Genomic DNA, 17,861 nt, shown 5'->3' with positions numbered 1-17,861 from the left:
CTTGTTCTTTTCCCTGTTCATCCCCGGATGCCGGTGCCGCGGTTCAGCAACCACAACGCCAGCGAGTAAAACACCAGCACGAACACCAGGATAGCGCCCAGTGACGCGTAGACGTTGACGTCGCTCACACCCAGCACGCCGTAACGGAAGGCGTTGACCATGTAAACGATGGGGTTGATCAGGGTCACCGCGCGCCAGAAGTCCGGCAGCAGATCCAGAGAATAGAACACCCCGCCCAGGTAGGTCAGCGGCGTCAGCACGAAATTCGGGATGATGCTGATGTCGTCGAAATTACGCGCGAAGGTGGCGTTGAGAAAACCACCCAGGGAGAACAACGCCGAGGTCATCACCACCACCGACACGGTGATCCAGGCGTGCTGCATGGTGAGGTCGGTGAAGAACAGGCTGAGCACGCTGACGATCAGCCCCACCGCCATGCCGCGTGCCATGCCGCCGACCACGAAACCGGTGAGAATCACGTAGTTGGGCATCGGCGACACCAGCATCTCCTCGATGGAATGCTGGAACTTGGTGGAGAAGAACGAGCTAACCACGTTGCCGTAGCTGTTCTGGATCACGCTCATCATGATCAGACCCGGCACGATGTACTGCATGTAGTCGAAGCCGCCCATGTCACCGATGCGCCGGCCCACCAGGTTGCCGAAGATCACGAAATAAAGGCTCATGGTGATCGCCGGCGGCAGCAGGGTCTGCGGCCAGATGCGGGTGAAACGACGGATTTCCTTGACCACGATGGTGCAGAAGGCGACCCATTGCTGATAGGCACTCATGAGGCCACCTCCTCGGCGGGCGCCGCCTGGCCGGGCAGATTCTGCTCCACCAGCCGCACGAACAACTCCTCCAACCGGTTGGCCTTGTTGCGCATGCTCATCACGCGCAGATCCAGCTCCGCCAGCTCCACGAACAGGCGGTTGAGGTTTTCGGTCTTCGGCACCTCCACCTCCAGGGTGGCGGCGTCACGCAGGCGCACCTGGAAGCCGGGCAGGCGCGGTGCCTCGGTGACCGGCCTGGCCAGGTCGAGAATGAAGGTTTCCACCTGGAGTTTCTCGAGCAGGGACTTCATGTCGGTGTTCTCGACGATCTGGCCATGGTCGATGATCGCGATATGCCGGCACAGGGACTCCGCCTCCTCCAGATAATGGGTGGTGAGGATGATGGTGCGGCCCTCGTTGTTCAGGCCGATCAGGAAATCCCACATGGAACGGCGCAGTTCGATGTCGACGCCGGCGGTGGGCTCATCGAGGATCAGCAGGTCCGGTTCGTGCACCAGGGCACGGGCGATCATCAGCCGGCGCTTCATGCCACCGGAGAGAGTGCGCGCCTGATTCTTGCGCTTGTCCCACAGGCCGAGCTGGCGCAGATACTTTTCCGCACGCTCCCGGGCGATGCGTGCCGGAATGCCGTAGAAGCCGGCCTGAGTGACGACGATGTCGAACACCTTCTCGAACTGGCCGAAGTTGAACTCCTGCGGCACCACGCCGATTTTCTGCTTGGCCAGGGCGCGCTGGCGGTCCAGGTCGTAACCGAGAATGCTCACCTCGCCACTGGTCTTGTTGACCAGGGAACTGACGATGCCGATGGTGGTGGACTTACCGGCGCCGTTGGGCCCCAGCAGCGCGAAGAAGTCGCCTTTCTCCACCGTAAGATCGATGCCCTTGAGGGCTTCCACGCCATTGGCGTAGGTTTTTCTGAGATTGCGAATGGTCAGGGCGGACAAGAATCACCTCGCCGTCGGATAGTCGGATAAAAAGGTCAGGGAAAAGCCCTATGTGGGGACCGCGATGCCGGCTTTCAAGCCTCGTCCAGCGGGCGGTGGCCGTGCTCGCCACGCCATACCCAGTGAAGATGGTGCTCCTCGAACCACAACCAGAGCCCTTCCATCATCCACGGCCAGTGCCTTTCATCAATGGCGTCGCGGCCTTCCAGCTCCGCCACCAGCACCGCGAGGATGGTGTCGTGGGTCACGTGCACCGCCAGGGCACCCGGTGCCGGCTCCCGTTCCCGCAGGTAGGCGGCCAGCTTGGCGCGACCCGCCGCCGGCGTCAGCATGCCGTCGAACGGGCGGCGCAGATGGGCGTTGAGAAACCGCAGCGCGCCCATCTTCAGGAAGGTGGGCCCTACCCGGTTCAGGTCTTCCACGTAACAGCCCGGCTCCACCAGGGTGGCGTCGGTGATCACCTCGGGCAGGTGATCAATCAGGCCGGCTTCGCGAGCCCCCTCGGCCATGGCCGTGGCGGTATCCACGCAGCGACCCACCGGGCTGGAATAGAAGCCGGCCACCGGCCGCTCCAGACGCGCGCCCCACTGCCGAGCCATGGCCACGCCTTCCGGTGTCAGCGGCAGACGGTAATCGGCGAACCCGTTCTTGGCCAGTTCGCGAACCGAGTGGCGGGTCAACAGGTGGGCTGGCCGGTCTTCCGGCAGCATTTGCAAGGCATCGTGGAGGCGGGGATGTAATCGGGCCATGTCTTCTCTCTGCGCCCACTCATCTTACGGACGCGCGACGGCAATGCCAACCGCGCACGCGGCGCTGGCAAAACCGCGCCGCCCTGCTATGGTGGGCGTCATGATTTTCACGCAACGCCGACCCGGCGCCCGCCCCGCTCCCATTGTTTCCGCCCGCGCGTCCCGCGCCGGCGCGCGCCTGCGCGTCTTCCTCCCCTAACGCCGGACCCGGTTCAGTATCGCCCCGGGGGTCCGGCGCTCCGGGGCCCCGATACAACTCTCATTCCAAGCGAACACTGAACGGAGCGCGCCATGACCGCCCTGCCCCCGATTACCGTTTCCACCCTGGACCGGGATCGCCTGTACGCCCTGCTGGAAAAACACCGCGGCGACGAGGAGGTGGTGGACCACCTCTACGATGAACTGGACCGGGCCCACTACCTGGCCCCGGACGCCATGCCCGACACCGTGGTACAACTCAACAGCCGCGCCCGCTTCCTCCACGAGGACAGCGGCAAGACCCACGAACTGGTGCTGTGCCTGCCCACCGAGGTGGGCGCCGGCGAGGACCGTCTGTCGATTCTCAGCCCGGTGGGCGCCGCCCTGCTCGGCCTGGGCGTGGGCGACACCATCGAGTGGCCCAGCAAGGGCAAGACCCTGCACCTGACCCTGATCGCGGTGACCCCGGCCTGACGCCCTCCCCTGTTTAGGGGACTGCTGCGCCGGCGCTCTCTGTGGTGCGATTCGTTCCTTGAACAGGAGCGAACGACATGACAACAACTTCCCTGGCGTCACGGCTGCTGGTGGGAATCGGGCTGCTGGCGCCGATCACCACGCCGGTGGGCGCTGAAAGCATCGATGTGGGGGACCGGGAAACCGTGGCCGCCGCCGGCGGCACCCGCCCCAGCCCCTGGCAGGCCGGTTCCTTTTTGCAGATCGGCGGCGAGCTGATCGTCGGCGCCGGTGGCACCGTGGAGAACGGCCAGGGTTACATCGGCAGCGACTTCACCAACGGCGCCACCGGCTCCGCCACCGTCACCGGCACCAACGCGCTCTGGGCCAACAGCGGCGTTCTCTACGTTGGCGACCTCAGCGACGGCGACCTCGACATCGAGGACGGCGGCCGGGTCACCGCCCTGCAAACCTACATCGGCAGCGACCTGGGCGACGGCCAGGTGGTGCTCAGCGGCGACGGCAGCCGCCTGGACGCGGGCAACACCCTGTCGGTGGGCGAGATCGGCCCGGGCACCCTGACCCTGGGCGCCGGCACCACGGTCACCAATGACATCGGCTACGTGGGCTCCTTCGAGGACGGAGAAGGCTTGGTCCAGGTACAAGGCGGCCGCTGGGAGAACCGCGGTGATCTGGTGGTCGGCGGCGCCGGCGACGGCCAGGTAAGCGTCGGCGCCGGCGGCACCGTGATCAGCGACAACGGCTTCGTTGGCAGCGGCGCCGGCGGCCAGGGCCGGGTCAGCCTGGGCGGCGCGGACGCCGGCTGGGAAATGGCCTCGAACCTGGTGGTGGGCAGCCAGGGCGGCGGCGAGATCACCGTCAACGCCGGCGCCACCCTGTCCAACGGGGTAGCCTTCGTGGGCAGCGAGGCGGGCTCGTCGGGGAGCGTGACGGTGCTCGGTAACGGCGCGCTGTGGAACAACCGGGGCGCCATTCTTTTGGGCAACAACGGCAACGGCGAACTCACTATCGCCGATGGCGGCACGGTACGCGCAAACGGCGTGGTGGTCGGGGTGAACGCTTCGGGCACCGGCTCGCTGACGCTGGGCCAAGGCGGCACCCTGGAAACCCCCTGGGTGGATCGGGACGCGGGCGCCGGCACCTTTTATTTCGACGGTGGCCGCTTCCTCGCCAGCAGCGACCAGGACCGCCTTTTCCTCAACTTCAATGACGGCGACGTGGTGATCCGGGCCGGCGGCGCGATCATCGACAGCAACGGCCACGACCTGATCATCAACACCGCCCTGGACGGCGACGGCGGCCTCACCAAGGCCGGCACCGGCACCCTGGTGCTGAACGGGAACAACCTGTTCCGAGGCGCCTCCCGGGTGGACGGCGGCGCGCTGATCGTCAACGGCGCCGTGGCCGGCTCCACGGTGACCGTGGCCGACGGCGCCCTGCTAGGCGGCACCGGCACCCTGGGCGGCGCCCGCCTCACCGACGGCGCCACCCTGGCGCCGGGCAATTCCATCGGCACCCTCACCGTGGACGGCGATCTGGTGTTCGAGTCCGGCTCGGTGTTCCAGGTGGAAGGCGCCGGGGACGGCTCGGCGGACCGGGTGCGGGTCACCGGCGGCGCCACCCTGAACGGCGGCAGCGTGGCGCACATCGACGCCGGCGGCGACTACCAGCCGTTCACCCGCTACACCCTGATCGACGCCGACCAGGGCGTCACCGGCCGCTTCGACCAGGTCAGCACCAACCTGGCGTTCCTGCAGCCGCTGCTGGACTACGACAGCAACACCGTGAGCCTGCGCCTGGTGCGCAACGACGCCACCTTCGCCGGCATGGCGCGCACCGCCAACCAGAGCGCCGCCGCCAACGCCGCCGAGCAACGCGGCATCGGCGACCCGGTGCACGACGCCCTGCTGCTGCAGGCCGCCGACGGCGCCGCCGTGCGCGACGCCTTCGACCAACTGGCCGGGGCGGTGTACGCCTCCACCCGGGCGGCGCTGATCGAGGACAGCCGCTTCCTGCGCCAGGCCGCCGGCGACCGCCTGCGCGCCACCCAGGGCCCCGGCGCCCCGGGCGCCACCCTGCTGGCCCGCGACGCGGACAGCGGCGCCACCGTCTGGACCCGCGCCTACGGCGCCTGGGCGGACCGCGACGCGGGCGGCGGCGTGGCCGGCACCGAACACCGCGCCGGCGGCCTGTTCCTGGGCGCCGACGCCCGCCCGGCGCCGGGCTGGCGCCTGGGCGCGCTGGCCGGCTACGGCCAGACCCGGCTGGACGTGGACGGCGGCGACAACCGGGCGGAAAGCGACGACTACCACCTGGGCCTGTTCGCCGGCACCCGCCTGGACCGCCTGCGGCTCAGCCTGGGCCTGGGCCACAGCCGCCACCAAGTGGACACCGAACGCGGGATCGCCTTCGACGGCTACCAGGGCCGCGCCGGCGACCGCTACGACGCGACCACCACCCAGCTGTTCACCGAAGCCGGTTACCGCTTCGACGCCGGCCCGGTGGCCCTGGAACCCTTCGCCGGCCTGGCCCGGGTGCGCTACCAGGAAGACCGCCACCGGGAAACCGGCGACCCGGCCGCCCTCAGCGGCGGCGGCGAGGACGCCGACCTCAACGTCGCCACCCTGGGCCTGCGCCTGGGCACCGGCCTCGGCCTCGCCGGCCTGGACGCCCGCGCCCACGGCACCCTGGGCTGGCAACGCACCACCGGCGACGTGAACCCGCGCACCGAGCACGGCTTCGCCGGCGGGCAACGCTTCACCGTCACCGGCCTGCCGGTGGCCGACGAGGTGGCCCTGCTGGAAGCCGGCCTGAGCCTGGCGCCCACGCCGCGCACCCGCCTCGGCCTCGCCTACCAGGGCCGCTTCGCCAGCGACACCCGACAACAAGGCGCCAACCTCACCCTGAACCTTGCGTTCTGATACGCCGGGGACGCTACCGCGAAGCGTCCGGGCGTGGGCCCCTTCCGGGGCCCCAACCACCCTAGAGCAAAGAACGCCCCTTACCCCGGTAGACGCGCAGAATATCCGCCATCACCGCCAAGGCGATCTCCGCCGGCGTCTTGCTGCCCAGCGCCAACCCGATCGGCATGTGCAACCGCTCGATCTCCGACTCGCTCAAATGGCCGGAACGGCGCAACCGCTCCGCCCGCTTGGCGGACGTGGCCCGGGACCCCATCACGCCGATGTAGAAGGCCGGCGTGCGCACCGCCTCCATCATCGCCAGATCGTCGATGCGCGGATCATGGGTCAAGGCCACCACCGCGGTGGCCGCGTGGCAGCCCTCCGCCTCGATGAACAGCGACGGCAACACCTCGCGCACCGTCACCCCGGCCACCGCGAAGTCCGCGCAGGCCTCCGGGTCCGGATCACACACGATCACCTCGAACCCCATGGCGGTGGCGAACTCCGCGCAGAAACGGGACACCGGCGAAATGCCGGCGATGATCAAACGCCGCGTGGGCCCCACCCGGATCAGCGCCTGGTCGCCGTGACGTTCCACCGCCGCGCCCTGGGGCGGCGCCTCTTCCAGCGACGCGGCGCCGTCGCGCAACGACACCCGCCGCCGCCGGGGGGTGCGCCCGGCCATCACCTCATGCAGCGCGGCCAGATGCTCGCGTCGCGCCGCGTCGGGAAGCCAGTGCTCCACCAACACGTCCAGGGAGCCGCCGCAGGGCAGCGTCACCCCCGGTGCGTCCACGCTGTCGCCGCCGTAGCGCACCACCATGGCCGGCGCCTGGAATTCCCCGGCGGCGATCCGCGCCAGGAAATCCTCCTCCACGCAGCCGCCGGACAGGGAGCCGGCATGGGCGCCGTTGGCGCGCGCCACGAACAGGGAGCCGGGCTCCCGGGGGGAAGAACCGAAAGTGGAAAGGACCGTGCAAAACCACAGCGCCTCGCCTTCACTCAACCAGGCCCGGGCCTGGGAGACGACCTGAAGATCAAGGTGTTGCATTCATTCTCGCCGGAACAGGGATTGGAACCAGGATTTGATCACATTCAGCGTCAGCCGTACCACACTCAGGCCCGCGCCTCCGCCCTCGGACACCTGCCCTCCGGACAGCACCGTCTGCACATTGTCGGCGAACATCCGCGCCATGGCGCCGACGAAGCTCTTCACCAGACCACCACGGCTGAACTGGGACAACGGCCCGGTGACGCTGTAGGAAGCGACGAACTCAATGCGGCAGCGCTGGTCGCCGTCGTCGGCGATCACGGCGAAATCCATGGCGCCGCTGGCACTGGAGCCGCTGCGGGCGTCCCGCCCTTCGCCTTCCATGCGCCCCTTGCGGGTCTGGTCGTCGAAGTGGAAACGGCCGTTGCCCCGGAAACGGGCGCGGATCGCACCCAGGGACACTTCCATCTCCACTTCCAGTTCATTGCCATTGACCGACAGCAAACGCGCCCCCGGCACGCAGGGCACCACCCGTTCCACATCACTGAGAAAGGCCCAGACCTCGTCCGCCGGTTTTCGCACGGTGATCGATTCACGCAGAGTCTGGTCATCGTCGTCGCCGTCCGACGGCGGGGCGGTAACCGCCGTCATCTGCCCGGCGCGACGCTTGAACGGCCTGAATGGAGTACCCTCCCAGGCCGGCTCCTCCGGCGGCGCCGTTGGTTCTGTGGCGTCGGCCAGCAACTGATCGCGGCGCTCGAACACCGAGCGCACCGCGTTGACGATGCCCACGTAGCCGGTACAACGGCAGATGTTGCCGCCCAGGGCAATGCGGATCCGCTCATCGCTCAGCGTCCGGTGGCGCAGGATAATGTCGCGGCAGGCCACCAGCATGCCCGGCGTGCAAAAGCCGCACTGCAGGCCATGAAACTGCATGAACGCCTCCTGCAGCGCCGCCATCACCGGATCGTCGTCGCCACCCTCGATGGTGCGCACGCTGCGCCCTTCGCAGGCCCGCGCCAGGGTAATGCAGGCCCGCACCGGCTGGCCGTCCATTTCCACCGTGCAGGCGCCGCACACACCGTGCTCGCAACCCAGATGGGTGCCGGTCAGGTCCAGATCGTCGCGCAGAAAATCCGCCAGGCTGGTGCGCCCTTCCACCTGGCCGCTGACGGCCTCGCCATTGACGTCCAGGGTCAGTTCAGAGAGAGACGGTTTCGTGCTCATCGAGTAGCTCCAATCCGTGCCAGGGCGCGCCGCACCGCGACCTTGTAAAGCTGGCGGTTAACCTCGGGATAATCACCCAGGGCCGTGTCCACCGCCGCGTCCAGTACCGCCAGGGCCGCCGTCGGCCCCTCGGCGGCAAGCGCTTCCGCCACCGGCTCCAGGGGCACCGGCGGGCTGTCCAGGGCGCCCACCAGCACCCGGCAGTAACCCCGTTCCGGGTCCACCACCACCACTCCGGTGGCCTGGGAAAATTCGCCCACTTTCTTGCAGAACTTGTAGTAGCCCCAGCGCGCGCTTTCGCTAAGCCGGGGCACCCGCACGCCGGCCAGAATTTCGTTGGGCGCCAGCTCGGTCATGAAGGCGGCGTGGATGAATTTTTCCGCCGGCACCTCACGCACGCCTTTCTTGCCGCGCAACAAATAGGTGGCGCCCAGGCCGGTCATCACGCACACCCAGTCCGCGGCGGGATCGGCGTGGGACAGGCTGCCGCCCAGGGTGCCGCGGTTGCGCACCGCCCGGTAGGCGATGCGCGAGGCCACGAACGGCAACATGCCACGGGCGGCGTCGGCCACCCTCCGGTCCTCGAAGTCGGCGTGACGCACGGCGCCGCCATAGACGATGGCGTCGCGGCTTTCCTCCACGCCGGTCAGGTCCTCGGCGCGGTGCAGATCCACCAGCACCGCCGGTCGCGCCAGGCGCAGGTTGAGCATCGGCCCCAGGGACTGGCCGCCGGCGATGCACTTGGCCTCGTCGCCATGTTCGGTGAGCAGCCGCACCGCCTCGGCGCCGTCCCGGGCCGGCAGGTAATCAAACTTCACGGGTTTCATGATGCGTTCTCCTTGCCGGAGCGGGCGCCGAGAATCGCCGTCAGAACACGCTCCGGGGTGGCGGGAATGCGGTTGAGTTCCACGCCGAGACCGGCCAGCGCATCGTTGATGGCATTAACGATGGCGCCGCCCGGGGCGATCGCGCCGCCCTCGCCCACGCCCTTGATACCGTGGGCGGTATGCGGCGACGGGCTCTCGGTGTGCTGAATGCGGATGTGCGGCGCTTCCGCCGCGCCCGGCAGGTGATAGTCGGCCAGGGTGGAAGTGAGCGGCTGGCCCTGATCGTCGTAAAGCACCTCCTCGAACAGGGCGGTGCCGATGCCCTGCACCGTGCCACCGATGGTCTGGCCTTCCACGATCATCGGGTTCACCACCCGGCCGGCGTCCTCGACGATCACATAGTCGAGCAACTCGACCTTGCCGGTCTGCGGGTCCACCGCCACCACCACCGCGTGGGAGGCATAGGAAAACACCCCGTTGTCGGTTTTCGGCCGGTAGGCCTCGGTGACTTCCAGGCCACCGTGACGGTCACCTTCCGGCAGTTCGTCCGGGCGCAGATACCAGATCCGGCCCACCTCGGCGAAACTCAGGCTGCCGTTGGGGCCGTGCACTCGATTGCCCTCCAACCGGACCTCCTCCGGAGCGCACCGCAACGGCCGGGCGGCCATGACACGGATGCGTTCGGCGAGCGCTTCGGCGGCCCGCGACACCGCGCCGCCGGCCATCACGATGCCCCGCGACGCGAACGCCCCGTAGGAATACGGCGTGGTGCCGGTGTCCCCCATCAACACGCGGATGCGATCCACCGGGATGGAAAGAATCTCCGAGGCCACCTGGGCGAGCGTGGTCTGCAGCCCCTGACCAATGCTCTGAATGCCGACGCGAACCTCGACACCGCCGTCCGGCGTCAGCTTCATGCGCGCCTCGTCGTAGCCGGGAATCAACGCCAGCCCCCATTGCGCGAATACCTTGCTGCCGTGAGCGGATTGTTCGGTGTAGGTAGCGAAGCCGATGCCGATCAAACGGCCATCCGGCTCCGGGGTTTTCTGTCGCTCGCGCACCTCATCAAAACGGATCGCTTCCTTGGCGCGCATCAACGAACCGGGATAGTCGCCGGTGTCGTAGTGTTTGTTGGTGACGTTCACATAGGGCATGGCGTCCGCCGGCACCAGGTTCTCGGCGCGCACCTCCCAGGGTTCACGGCCCACTTCCCGGGCAATGGCGTCAATGGTCAGTTCCATGGCGAAGCACACACCGGGGCGCGCCACCCCGCGATAGGGCGTGAACGGCGGCTTGTTGGTGGCCGGCGCGTTAACCTGGCAGCGGTACTCGCGAAAATCATAGGGGCCGGGCAGATTGCCGCCGGCCTGGGCCGCTTCCAGGCCGGCGGTGAACGGCCACACCGAATAGGCGCCCACGTCCACGGTGACTTCCGCGTCCATGCCCAGCACCCGCCCGCGCTTGTCCGCGTAGGCGGTGATGGAATAATAGTGTTCGCGGGTGTTGGCGCCCGCGGTCAGGTGTTCGCGGCGATCCTCCAGCCAGCGGAACGGTTTACGCCGGGTCCAGGCCAGCCAGGCCACGGCGATTTCCTCGGGCTGCAGAATGCACTTGTAGCCGAAGCCGCCGCCCACTTCCGGGGCGATCACGCGGATCAGCGATTCGTCGATGCCCAGGCAACGGGACAGACCGTTGCGGATGATATGCGGCACCTGAGTGGATGAGGTCACCACCAGCTGGCCGTCGCGGTAATCCCACCAGGCCACCACGCCCTTGCCTTCCATCGGGTTCATGACCTGGCGCGCGGTGCGGTATTCGCGCTTGATGACCACGTCGGCGTTGTCGCGGGCATTCGCCGGGTCCTGACCCACCGACAGCTTCAGGAACATGTTGTCGTCCCATTGCTCGTGCACGAGCGCGGCGTCATCGGCCATCGACACGGTCGGCGAGATCACCGGCGGCAACGCCTCCAGCCGCAGATCGATTTCCTCCAGCAGGTCCTCGGCCTCGGCGCGGTTGCGGCCGATCGCCATGGCCACCGGCTCGCCCACGAAACGGACCTTGTCCCGCGCCAGCGGCCAGTGCTCGGAAACCCGGTAACTAGGCAAGGTGGATTCGGCGACGATCGGTCGCACGCCGTCCAGATCAGCGGCGCACAGAACGCGGCTTTCCTTCCCCTCCGGTTTGTTCACCGCCTTGATCCGGGCATGGGCCAGCGGGCTGCGCAAAAACGCCACGTCACACATGCCCGGCATTTTTATATCGCCCACATAACGGCTTCTGCCATGAACAAGACGGTCGTCTTCCAACCGACGTACACGGGCACCAATACCGGTCTTATTCATCCTCTACCTCGCATCCTTCAAAAACCAACGGCGCGGGCGGGCGCCCGAAGGCACCCGCCCGCGCGTCGCATCGCGTCGGATCAGTTCGCCCGCGCGGTCATGTATTCCATTTCGGTGATTTCCGAATAAGGCCGTACCACCGCCATGAAATCAGACATTGACTGGTGGATCTTGCTGGCCAGAGCGTCCTTCTTCGCCACCCCGGCGACCACGTCCCCGGACACCTTCTTAAGCTCCTTGAGGGTGTCGGCGTTGAAGGTGGTGACATTGACCTTCGGATAGTCCTTCTTGATTTGCTGCAGCGCCTGGGCGTTCTTGGCCACGAATTCGCTGAGCACCATCTGGTTGGCGTAGGCGTTGGCACCGACCAGCACTTCCTTGAGGTCGCTGTCGAGCTTGTCCCAGGCGGATTGATTAACGAAGCAGTCGAGCACGCCGTTGGGCTCCATCCAGCCGGGCCAGTAATAGTTGCGCGCTACCTGCGGCAGGCCGAACGCCATGTCGTTGAACGGGCCCACATAGTCGGCGCCGTCGATGGTCCCGTTCTGCAGCGCCTGGGTGACCTCGCCCAGGGGCAGTTGCACCGGCACCGCGCCGAACTCCTGCAGCACGCTGCCGGCCAGGGCGCCGGTACGAATCTTCATGCCCTTGAAGTCAGCGGCGGCGTTGATGTCCTTGTTCAGCCAGATGCCCTGCACCGAGGTGTTACCACTGGGGAAGAACTTGAGCCCGAACTCGCCGTACAACTCATCGATGAGCTGCTGCCCGCCACCGTAGGCGAACCAGGCGTTCTGTTCCTGGGAGGTCATGCCAAAGGGCAACGGCGCCAGGAACTGGAAACCGGGGTGCTTGCCGGACCAGAACGCCGGATAGCCGTGCCCCATGTGCAGCGTGCCATCGGCGACCGCGTCGAACACTTCCAGCGGCCCCACCACTTCGCCGGCGGTGTACACCTTGAGTTTCATACGACCACCGGAAGCCTTGTTGACGTAGTCCGCCACCAGGTCAGGGCCGGTGGACAGCAACGGCGAGTTGCGCCGCCAGGTGCTTTGCATGCGCCATTCAATGGCGCCCTTGGCGATGGCGGGAAAACTGACGGTGGCGGCGGCGGCGCCGACGGTGCCGGCGACACCGGCCTTGAACAGAAAATCACGTCTCTTCATGGGTGTAGCTCCTCAATCTCCGCGGTGAAATGCGCAAAAACCTCCACCGACGACGCGGTCACCGCCGGCGGAGTGACGGTAATCAGTCGGCCAGCAATCCCGGCAGCCACAACACCAGATCCGGCCAGATCCAGATCGCCACCACGCCCAGTAATTGCAGGATCACGAATGGGATCACGCCTCGATACACGGTGGTCAGCTTGAGGTCGGTAACCGCCCCCTTCAGGAAAAAGATGGCGTAGCCAAACGGTGGGGTCAGATAGCTGGTCTGCAGGACGATGGCGGATGCCACGCCCAGCCACAGCGGGTCGGCGCCCATCATGATCAGCGGTGGCGCGAAGATCGGTACGACGATGAAGATGATCTCGAAGGTGTCGAGGATGAAGCCAAGCACGAACATCACCAGCAGCACGAACAGAATGGCACCGGTGACACCGCCAGGCACCGCGCCCAGCAGCTCGGCGATCACGTCCTCCCCGCCCAGGGCGCGAAACACCAGCGACAGAATGGTGGCGCCGATCAGGATGGCGTAGATCATCAGGCTCATGGACAGCGAGGAACGGCTGGCTTCCTTGAGCACCTTGAACGAAAACTGCCGGCCCAGGATCGCCAGAACGCAGGCACCCACGCCGCCCAGGGCGGCGGATTCGGTGGCGGTGGCGATGCCGGACAGAATCGAGCCCAGTACCAGCACGATCAGCGCCAGCGGCGGCAGCATGGTGAACAGCACCCGCTTGGGCAGGGTGCGGCGCTCCTCGTCGTTCATGGTCAGCGGCGGGCAGGATTCACTGTTGAACACGGCACGGACGCCCATCACCAGCAGGTAGAAAAACACCAGCAGCAAACCGGGTACCAGCGCGGCGGTGAACAGATCGGTAACGCCAATCTGGGTACCGTTGAAGCCGCCCTGGCTGAGCATCGCCTGGGTATTGGCGTCCTGGAGCATGATGCCGAGCAGAATCAGCACCGTGGAGGGCGGAATGATCTGGGCGGTGGAACCGGCGGCGCAGATCAGGCCACTGGCCAGGGGCTCGTCATAGCCAGCGCGGCGCATGGCGGGCAGGCTGATCAGCCCCATCGCCACCACGGTGGCGCCCACCACGCCGGTGGACGCGGCCAGCAGCGCGCCAACGATGATCACCGCCACCCCCAGACCGCCCGGTACCCGCCCGAACAACTGGCCCATGGTGGTAAGCAGATTCTCGGCGATGCGCGAGCGCTCCAGAATCGCCCCCATGAACACGAACAACGGCACCGCCAGCAGGGTTTCGTTGGTCATGATGGAGAAAATGCGCCCTGGCAACGCGCCAAGCATGAGCATGTCGAAAGCGCCGAAGCACGACGCCAGCGCCGCCACCAGAATGGAGGCCCCGCCAATGGCGAACGCCACCGGAAAACCGCTTAGCAGAGCAACAATCAGAACAACGAGCAGAATCAGCAGGAACAGCTCAGCCACGGCCTTTCTCTCCAGCGGACGGGTCGCGAATCACGAGAATGGAACGGAGCACCAGGCTCAGCCCCTGCAAGGCCAGCAGCAGGCAGAACCCCAACAGGCAACTCTTCAGCAGGTACATGAACGGCAGCCCGCCGATGGTCGGTGACGTTTCCAGACGCGCCCAGGAACGCTGGATGCCCGGCCACGCCTTGACGGCGATGAAGTAGAGCATCGGATAGAGCAGCACCAGGGTGCCGAGCAGATTGATCCAGGCCCTGCCACGCACGGAGAGCAGGTTGTAGAACAGATCCACGCGCACATGACCTTCGTGGCGCAGCACATAGGCGGAGCCCAGGGTGAACAGGGCGCCATTGAGCCAGATATAGATTTCCGACAGCCAGGGAAACCCGAGTTCGAAACCGTAGCGGAGCACCGCCACCACCGCGCAGATCACCGCGATGACCGGCATGCCCCATTTAAGGATTTCACCGATGCCATCATTGAGACCATCAATGAGACCCGCCAACCTCTCCATACCGCTTTTCTCCTGCCCATCGCCGTTACAACGCCGTGCCCGTTCAGCGGGCACCGCTAAATGGCTCCACGATCATGTCGATGTCCCTGGGTTTTCCGCGGCCATGGGCGGCGGGGAAAGCGGCGCGCTGGAACGCCAAATTAGGATGGGTAGCACCTATTTTTATGTACAGGTGGTGCGTTGGCTCCTCGGTCATTTTTCTCAACCCTTTGTTATTGCTGTTGTTTTTTTATTCTTTCTGAATCGCGTATCACGATTTATTTATCAGTACACTGACTATAATCAACGCTAAACGAATCAAGAGGCCTTTGCAACAGTGTTTCGGGAAGAGCGTTTCAGCAGGCGGACCATCACCGGCCAGACCGCTTCAGGGGCGAACGAATCCGGGCAAGGTCCGGGCAGGAAAAGAAGCACGTCGAGGTGGAACCGGGGTGGTTCCAGGGGGAGAAAATGGAGCGGGAAACGAGATTCGAACTCGCGACCCCAACCTTGGCAAGGTTGTGCTCTACCAACTGAGCTATTCCCGCTTGGCGCTTGTGAACAGATTGAGTGGCGTCCCCTAGGGGAGTCGAACCCCTGTTACCGCCGTGAAAGGGCGGTGTCCTGGGCCACTAGACGAAGGGGACCCGTGCTCTCAAGCGGCGCGTAGAATAGAAATCGGCGCCCCCATCGTCAAGGAGAAATTCACCGGCGGCGCGCGTCTGCCGAATCTTTCGCCAATTCGCTCATCCACCACCCCGCCGCGAGCACGATGGGCCATTGACCACCCCGGCCCGCTGCTATATCCCTGAGGCTTCGAAATCGGCCCCGCCGTTGGGGGCCCCGACCGGGAGAGACGCATGCCCATGAAACTCTACGGCGCCATTCTGTCGCCTTTCGTCCGCAAGACCCGCGTGGTGCTGGCCCTCAAGGGCCTGGAGTACGAATCGGTGATGGTGGACCCGAACAACAAACCCGAAGGTTATGAAGCGATCAGCCCGCTGGGCCGCATTCCCGCCCTGGAAGTGGATGGCCGCTACCTGGCGGATTCGGCGGTGATCTGCGCCTATCTGGAGCGCATCCAGCCGGAGCCGGCGCTCTACCCCACCGACCCCTACGAGTACGCACGCACCCTGTGGTTCGAGAAATACGCCGACTACGAGCTCGCGCCGCAGTGCACCTTCATGGTATTCCGCAACCGGGTGGTAAAGCCGCTGATTGGCCAGCAATGCGACGAGGAGCAGGCCCGCGACGCCCTCGCTCACCGCATTCCTCCGCTGCTCGACTACCTGGAGCGGGAATTGGAAGGCAAGGATTATCTGGTCGGGGACCAGCCCACCGTGGCCGACATCGCCGTGGCCAGCCAGATGGTCAACTTCGCCCACGGCGGCGAGCGCCCCGACGACGGTCGCCACCCCAACCTGGCCGCCCACACCCGGCGCCTTCATGACCTGGCACCGTTCGCCGACACCATCGCCAAGGAAAGCGGCTTCCTGAAAAAAGTGCTCGGCTGAAGAAGAGACCCGGCTGAGTTCAGGGCGCCGGCCCGGCGCCCCGCTCCACCGCCACCAGCGCGGCGCGCCCGCCCGGGGCCACCCGCAGCCGGGCAACGCCACCGTCGCGCAGATCCGCTTCCAGCCGGCGGGCCTCCTCCGGCGATGCGAACCAGGCCTCGATGCCATAACGTACGTGCATGCGTCCGCCGCTGACCGAGGTGATGCGACCGCGCAGGTAGGGGCCGTTATCCGGTTCACGAAGGCGGGCGCGGCCTGGCCGCCACAGCCCTTTTTCCCGGTGCAACGGCACGAATACCGAATCGCCACCGCGAGGCAGTTCCATATCGGGAATCGGCAGGCGGCTGAACGGATAGTCCAGCCGCACATACTGGCCCCGGAACCAGTCCCGGGGGTCCACCGGCAGCGTCGCCACCTTCACCTCCCTGCCCACCCACAACGGATACTGGCTGTAGCCGGCCAGGCCGCCAAGCACCAGCAATTGCGCCACCACCGCCGTGATCAGCGCCACCTTCAGCAGGGAACGGTTCAACAGGCGATTCATGACCGTGCCTCCCGACGGCGCCAGTAGAACGCCACCAACAACAGCAGCGTGGCCATGGCGATGAACAAGCCGGCGGCGCCCAGGTAGCCGCCGATCAGATCCAGGTAACGCAGCGCCGCCAGCAGCAGCATCGCCACCAGACCGGTGAAGAACAGACCCGCCTGCCCTTCCACCAGCCCCCGGTGCAGCCAGCCCAGGGCCAGGGCCAGAACCAGCAGATTCACCGCCACCGCCCATGCCAGGGCCTGGTGTGGCAGGCCGCCGGTGTGCACCAATGCCAGCAGGCCGGCACTGACCGCGGCCAGTAACGGCTGACCGGCGAGCGCGGCCAGCACCAGCACCGCCAGACCGGCCCACAGCCCCGGGTCCAGCCAGGTCCAGGCCAGTGCCAGATAGTCGCGCCAGATGTCCACGAAGGTGAACGGCAGCAACGCCAACAGCACCAGGCGCGGCACGCCCACGGCCAGCAACGGGCCGGCGGCGCCGAACCAGCGCGGGCGCCGGGACAGCGCCACCGCCAGCACCAGCAAGGCAAGGTTGAAACTGATCATGCCCTCGGCGGTGTCCGGGCCGAAGTCGGTGGCGTAGGCCCAGGTAAGCATCAGGTTGCCCCAACCAGCGGCGGCCGCCAGGGTGGCCAGGGTGAGCACGGCGCTGTTCCGATAGCGCGCCACCCCGGCGGCCGCGACCAGAAACAGCGGCATGGCCCAGGGCATGCCATAGCGGTTCTCCATCACCATCCAGGCCACCGCCACCGCCAGGGTCTGCAGCGCCAGCAGGCGGCTCCGGGTAAGCAACGCCAGGGGCAGCCCCCCCAACGCCCACAGCAACAGACCGTTGGGGAAATGCTCGCCGAGGTGGTACATCTGGCCGATCAGCATCACCGAGGCGCCGTAGGCGAAGCCGCCCAGCAACAGCCAGAAGGCCCCGGCGCTATGGCGCAGATAGCGCGCCACGCCGACGCCGTTGAGCAGCGCCGTGAGCGACATCAGACCGGCCAGCCGCAAGCCCCGCGGCAGCTGTTCCCAGTTGGCGGACACCACCAGCAGCAAGGCCAGCCCCAGGAACAGCCCGGCCACCGCCAGCACCGGCCCGGCGGCGGATGGCGGCCGCTCGTCCAGAGCGGAGCCGTACCGGGCCAGCAGACGCCGGGCGGTGGCTTCGTCGATGTCGCCGTCGGCGTACCAGTTTCGAATCGCCCGGCGGATCAGATATCGTCGCATCCTCGCTCTCTCACTC

At 66.7% G+C, this 17,861-nt stretch carries 16 protein-coding genes and 2 tRNA genes; 4 read left to right on the top strand and 14 right to left on the bottom strand.

Annotated features, from left to right (window positions below):
- Nucleotides 1–17: 17 nt before the first annotated feature.
- From JF515_RS02045 to JF515_RS02035, 3 genes are all read right to left on the bottom strand, one after another.
- Nucleotides 18–791 carry an ABC transporter permease gene (locus tag JF515_RS02045; protein WP_203100512.1) on the bottom strand — a complete coding sequence of 258 codons (774 nt, stop codon included), beginning with the start codon at nt 789–791 and terminating at the stop codon, nt 18–20.
- Nucleotides 788–1,738, bottom strand: coding sequence for an ABC transporter ATP-binding protein (locus tag JF515_RS02040; protein ID WP_203100510.1), 951 nt, complete (start codon nt 1,736–1,738; stop codon nt 788–790). The genes JF515_RS02045 and JF515_RS02040 overlap by 4 nt, the downstream gene beginning before the upstream one ends.
- Before the next feature lie 74 nt (nt 1,739–1,812).
- The gene (locus JF515_RS02035) at nt 1,813–2,487 is read right to left on the bottom strand and encodes a histidine phosphatase family protein (protein WP_203100508.1); all 675 of its coding nucleotides are present in this window, start codon (nt 2,485–2,487) and stop codon (nt 1,813–1,815) included.
- Nucleotides 2,488–2,778: 291 nt separating this feature from the next.
- Between JF515_RS02035 and rnk the strand changes: the two genes are divergently transcribed.
- Nucleotides 2,779–3,159, top strand: a complete 381-nt coding sequence (rnk, locus tag JF515_RS02030; RefSeq protein WP_203100506.1) for a nucleoside diphosphate kinase regulator — start codon at nt 2,779–2,781, stop codon at nt 3,157–3,159.
- A gap of 77 nt (nt 3,160–3,236) precedes the next feature.
- On the top strand, nt 3,237–6,080 hold the full coding sequence (locus JF515_RS02025; protein ID WP_203100504.1) for an autotransporter outer membrane beta-barrel domain-containing protein: 2,844 nt from the start codon (nt 3,237–3,239) through the stop codon (nt 6,078–6,080).
- Between the two features lie 61 nt (nt 6,081–6,141).
- Here the strand turns inward: JF515_RS02025 and JF515_RS02020 are convergent, their stop codons facing one another.
- The 7 genes from JF515_RS02020 to JF515_RS01990 form a co-directional block, all read right to left on the bottom strand.
- Nucleotides 6,142–7,113, bottom strand: coding sequence for an XdhC family protein (locus JF515_RS02020; protein WP_203100495.1), 972 nt, complete (start codon nt 7,111–7,113; stop codon nt 6,142–6,144).
- Complete coding sequence (locus JF515_RS02015; protein WP_203100493.1) at nt 7,114–8,280, bottom strand: xanthine dehydrogenase family Fe-S subunit; 1,167 nt, start codon at nt 8,278–8,280, stop codon at nt 7,114–7,116.
- A complete protein-coding gene (locus JF515_RS02010) occupies nt 8,277–9,107 on the bottom strand; it encodes an FAD binding domain-containing protein (protein ID WP_203100491.1) in 831 nt (276 codons plus the stop codon). The genes JF515_RS02015 and JF515_RS02010 overlap by 4 nt, the downstream gene beginning before the upstream one ends.
- Complete coding sequence (locus tag JF515_RS02005; protein WP_203100489.1) at nt 9,104–11,452, bottom strand: xanthine dehydrogenase family protein molybdopterin-binding subunit; 2,349 nt, start codon at nt 11,450–11,452, stop codon at nt 9,104–9,106. The genes JF515_RS02010 and JF515_RS02005 overlap by 4 nt, the downstream gene beginning before the upstream one ends.
- A gap of 80 nt (nt 11,453–11,532) precedes the next feature.
- Complete coding sequence (locus JF515_RS02000; protein ID WP_203100487.1) at nt 11,533–12,615, bottom strand: TRAP transporter substrate-binding protein; 1,083 nt, start codon at nt 12,613–12,615, stop codon at nt 11,533–11,535.
- A gap of 82 nt (nt 12,616–12,697) precedes the next feature.
- Entirely contained in the window at nt 12,698–14,071 is a 1,374-nt protein-coding gene (locus JF515_RS01995; protein ID WP_203100485.1) for a TRAP transporter large permease subunit, read from the bottom strand.
- Nucleotides 14,064–14,585, bottom strand: coding sequence for a TRAP transporter small permease subunit (locus JF515_RS01990; RefSeq protein WP_203100484.1), 522 nt, complete (start codon nt 14,583–14,585; stop codon nt 14,064–14,066). The genes JF515_RS01995 and JF515_RS01990 overlap by 8 nt, the downstream gene beginning before the upstream one ends.
- Here JF515_RS01990 and JF515_RS01985 point away from each other — a divergent pair.
- A complete protein-coding gene (locus JF515_RS01985; RefSeq protein WP_203100482.1) occupies nt 14,563–14,877 on the top strand; it encodes a hypothetical protein in 315 nt (104 codons plus the stop codon). The genes JF515_RS01990 and JF515_RS01985 overlap by 23 nt on opposite strands.
- Before the next feature lie 159 nt (nt 14,878–15,036).
- On the opposite strand, the gene JF515_RS01980 is transcribed toward JF515_RS01985, so the two are convergent.
- Both JF515_RS01980 and JF515_RS01975 read right to left on the bottom strand, forming a co-directional pair.
- A tRNA-Gly gene (locus JF515_RS01980) sits at nt 15,037–15,112 on the bottom strand.
- A 23-nt stretch (nt 15,113–15,135) separates the two neighbouring features.
- Nucleotides 15,136–15,211, bottom strand: a tRNA-Glu gene (locus tag JF515_RS01975).
- 213 nt (nt 15,212–15,424) lie between these two features.
- On the opposite strand from JF515_RS01975, the gene JF515_RS01970 reads away from it, so the two are divergent.
- Nucleotides 15,425–16,078 (top strand): glutathione S-transferase family protein, encoded by a 654-nt coding sequence (locus JF515_RS01970; RefSeq protein ID WP_203100480.1) that lies wholly within the window; start codon nt 15,425–15,427, stop codon nt 16,076–16,078.
- A gap of 19 nt (nt 16,079–16,097) precedes the next feature.
- Here JF515_RS01970 and JF515_RS01965 read toward each other — a convergent pair whose 3' ends face one another.
- Entirely contained in the window at nt 16,098–16,622 is a 525-nt protein-coding gene (locus tag JF515_RS01965) for a GDYXXLXY domain-containing protein (protein WP_203100478.1), read from the bottom strand.
- Complete coding sequence (locus tag JF515_RS01960) at nt 16,619–17,845, bottom strand: DUF2157 domain-containing protein (protein ID WP_203100476.1); 1,227 nt, start codon at nt 17,843–17,845, stop codon at nt 16,619–16,621. The genes JF515_RS01965 and JF515_RS01960 overlap by 4 nt, the downstream gene beginning before the upstream one ends.
- Nucleotides 17,846–17,861: the final 16 nt, after the last annotated feature.

It is taken from the genome of Alloalcanivorax marinus (genome assembly GCF_016785095.1).
Lineage (GTDB): Bacteria > Pseudomonadota > Gammaproteobacteria > Pseudomonadales > Alcanivoracaceae > Alloalcanivorax > Alloalcanivorax marinus_A.
This window is presented reverse-complemented; position numbering and strand designations above follow the sequence as displayed.

What these genes read in the sequence shown, in the direction of transcription:
- JF515_RS02045 (WP_203100512.1), bottom strand. Translation starts at nt 791, where the DNA reads ATGAGTGCCTATCAGCAATGGGTCGCCTTCTGCACCATCGTGGTCAAG.
- JF515_RS02035 (WP_203100508.1), bottom strand. Translation starts at nt 2,487, where the DNA reads ATGGCCCGATTACATCCCCGCCTCCACGATGCCTTGCAAATGCTGCCG.
- rnk (WP_203100506.1), top strand. Translation starts at nt 2,779, where the DNA reads ATGACCGCCCTGCCCCCGATTACCGTTTCCACCCTGGACCGGGATCGC.
- JF515_RS02025 (WP_203100504.1), top strand. Translation starts at nt 3,237, where the DNA reads ATGACAACAACTTCCCTGGCGTCACGGCTGCTGGTGGGAATCGGGCTG.
- JF515_RS02020 (WP_203100495.1), bottom strand. Translation starts at nt 7,113, where the DNA reads ATGCAACACCTTGATCTTCAGGTCGTCTCCCAGGCCCGGGCCTGGTTG.
- JF515_RS02015 (WP_203100493.1), bottom strand. Translation starts at nt 8,280, where the DNA reads ATGAGCACGAAACCGTCTCTCTCTGAACTGACCCTGGACGTCAATGGC.
- JF515_RS02010 (WP_203100491.1), bottom strand. Translation starts at nt 9,107, where the DNA reads ATGAAACCCGTGAAGTTTGATTACCTGCCGGCCCGGGACGGCGCCGAG.
- JF515_RS02005 (WP_203100489.1), bottom strand. Translation starts at nt 11,452, where the DNA reads ATGAATAAGACCGGTATTGGTGCCCGTGTACGTCGGTTGGAAGACGAC.
- JF515_RS02000 (WP_203100487.1), bottom strand. Translation starts at nt 12,615, where the DNA reads ATGAAGAGACGTGATTTTCTGTTCAAGGCCGGTGTCGCCGGCACCGTC.
- JF515_RS01985 (WP_203100482.1), top strand. Translation starts at nt 14,563, where the DNA reads ATGAGACCCGCCAACCTCTCCATACCGCTTTTCTCCTGCCCATCGCCG.
- JF515_RS01990 (WP_203100484.1), bottom strand. Translation starts at nt 14,585, where the DNA reads ATGGAGAGGTTGGCGGGTCTCATTGATGGTCTCAATGATGGCATCGGT.
- JF515_RS01970 (WP_203100480.1), top strand. Translation starts at nt 15,425, where the DNA reads ATGCCCATGAAACTCTACGGCGCCATTCTGTCGCCTTTCGTCCGCAAG.
- JF515_RS01965 (WP_203100478.1), bottom strand. Translation starts at nt 16,622, where the DNA reads ATGAATCGCCTGTTGAACCGTTCCCTGCTGAAGGTGGCGCTGATCACG.
- JF515_RS01960 (WP_203100476.1), bottom strand. Translation starts at nt 17,845, where the DNA reads ATGCGACGATATCTGATCCGCCGGGCGATTCGAAACTGGTACGCCGAC.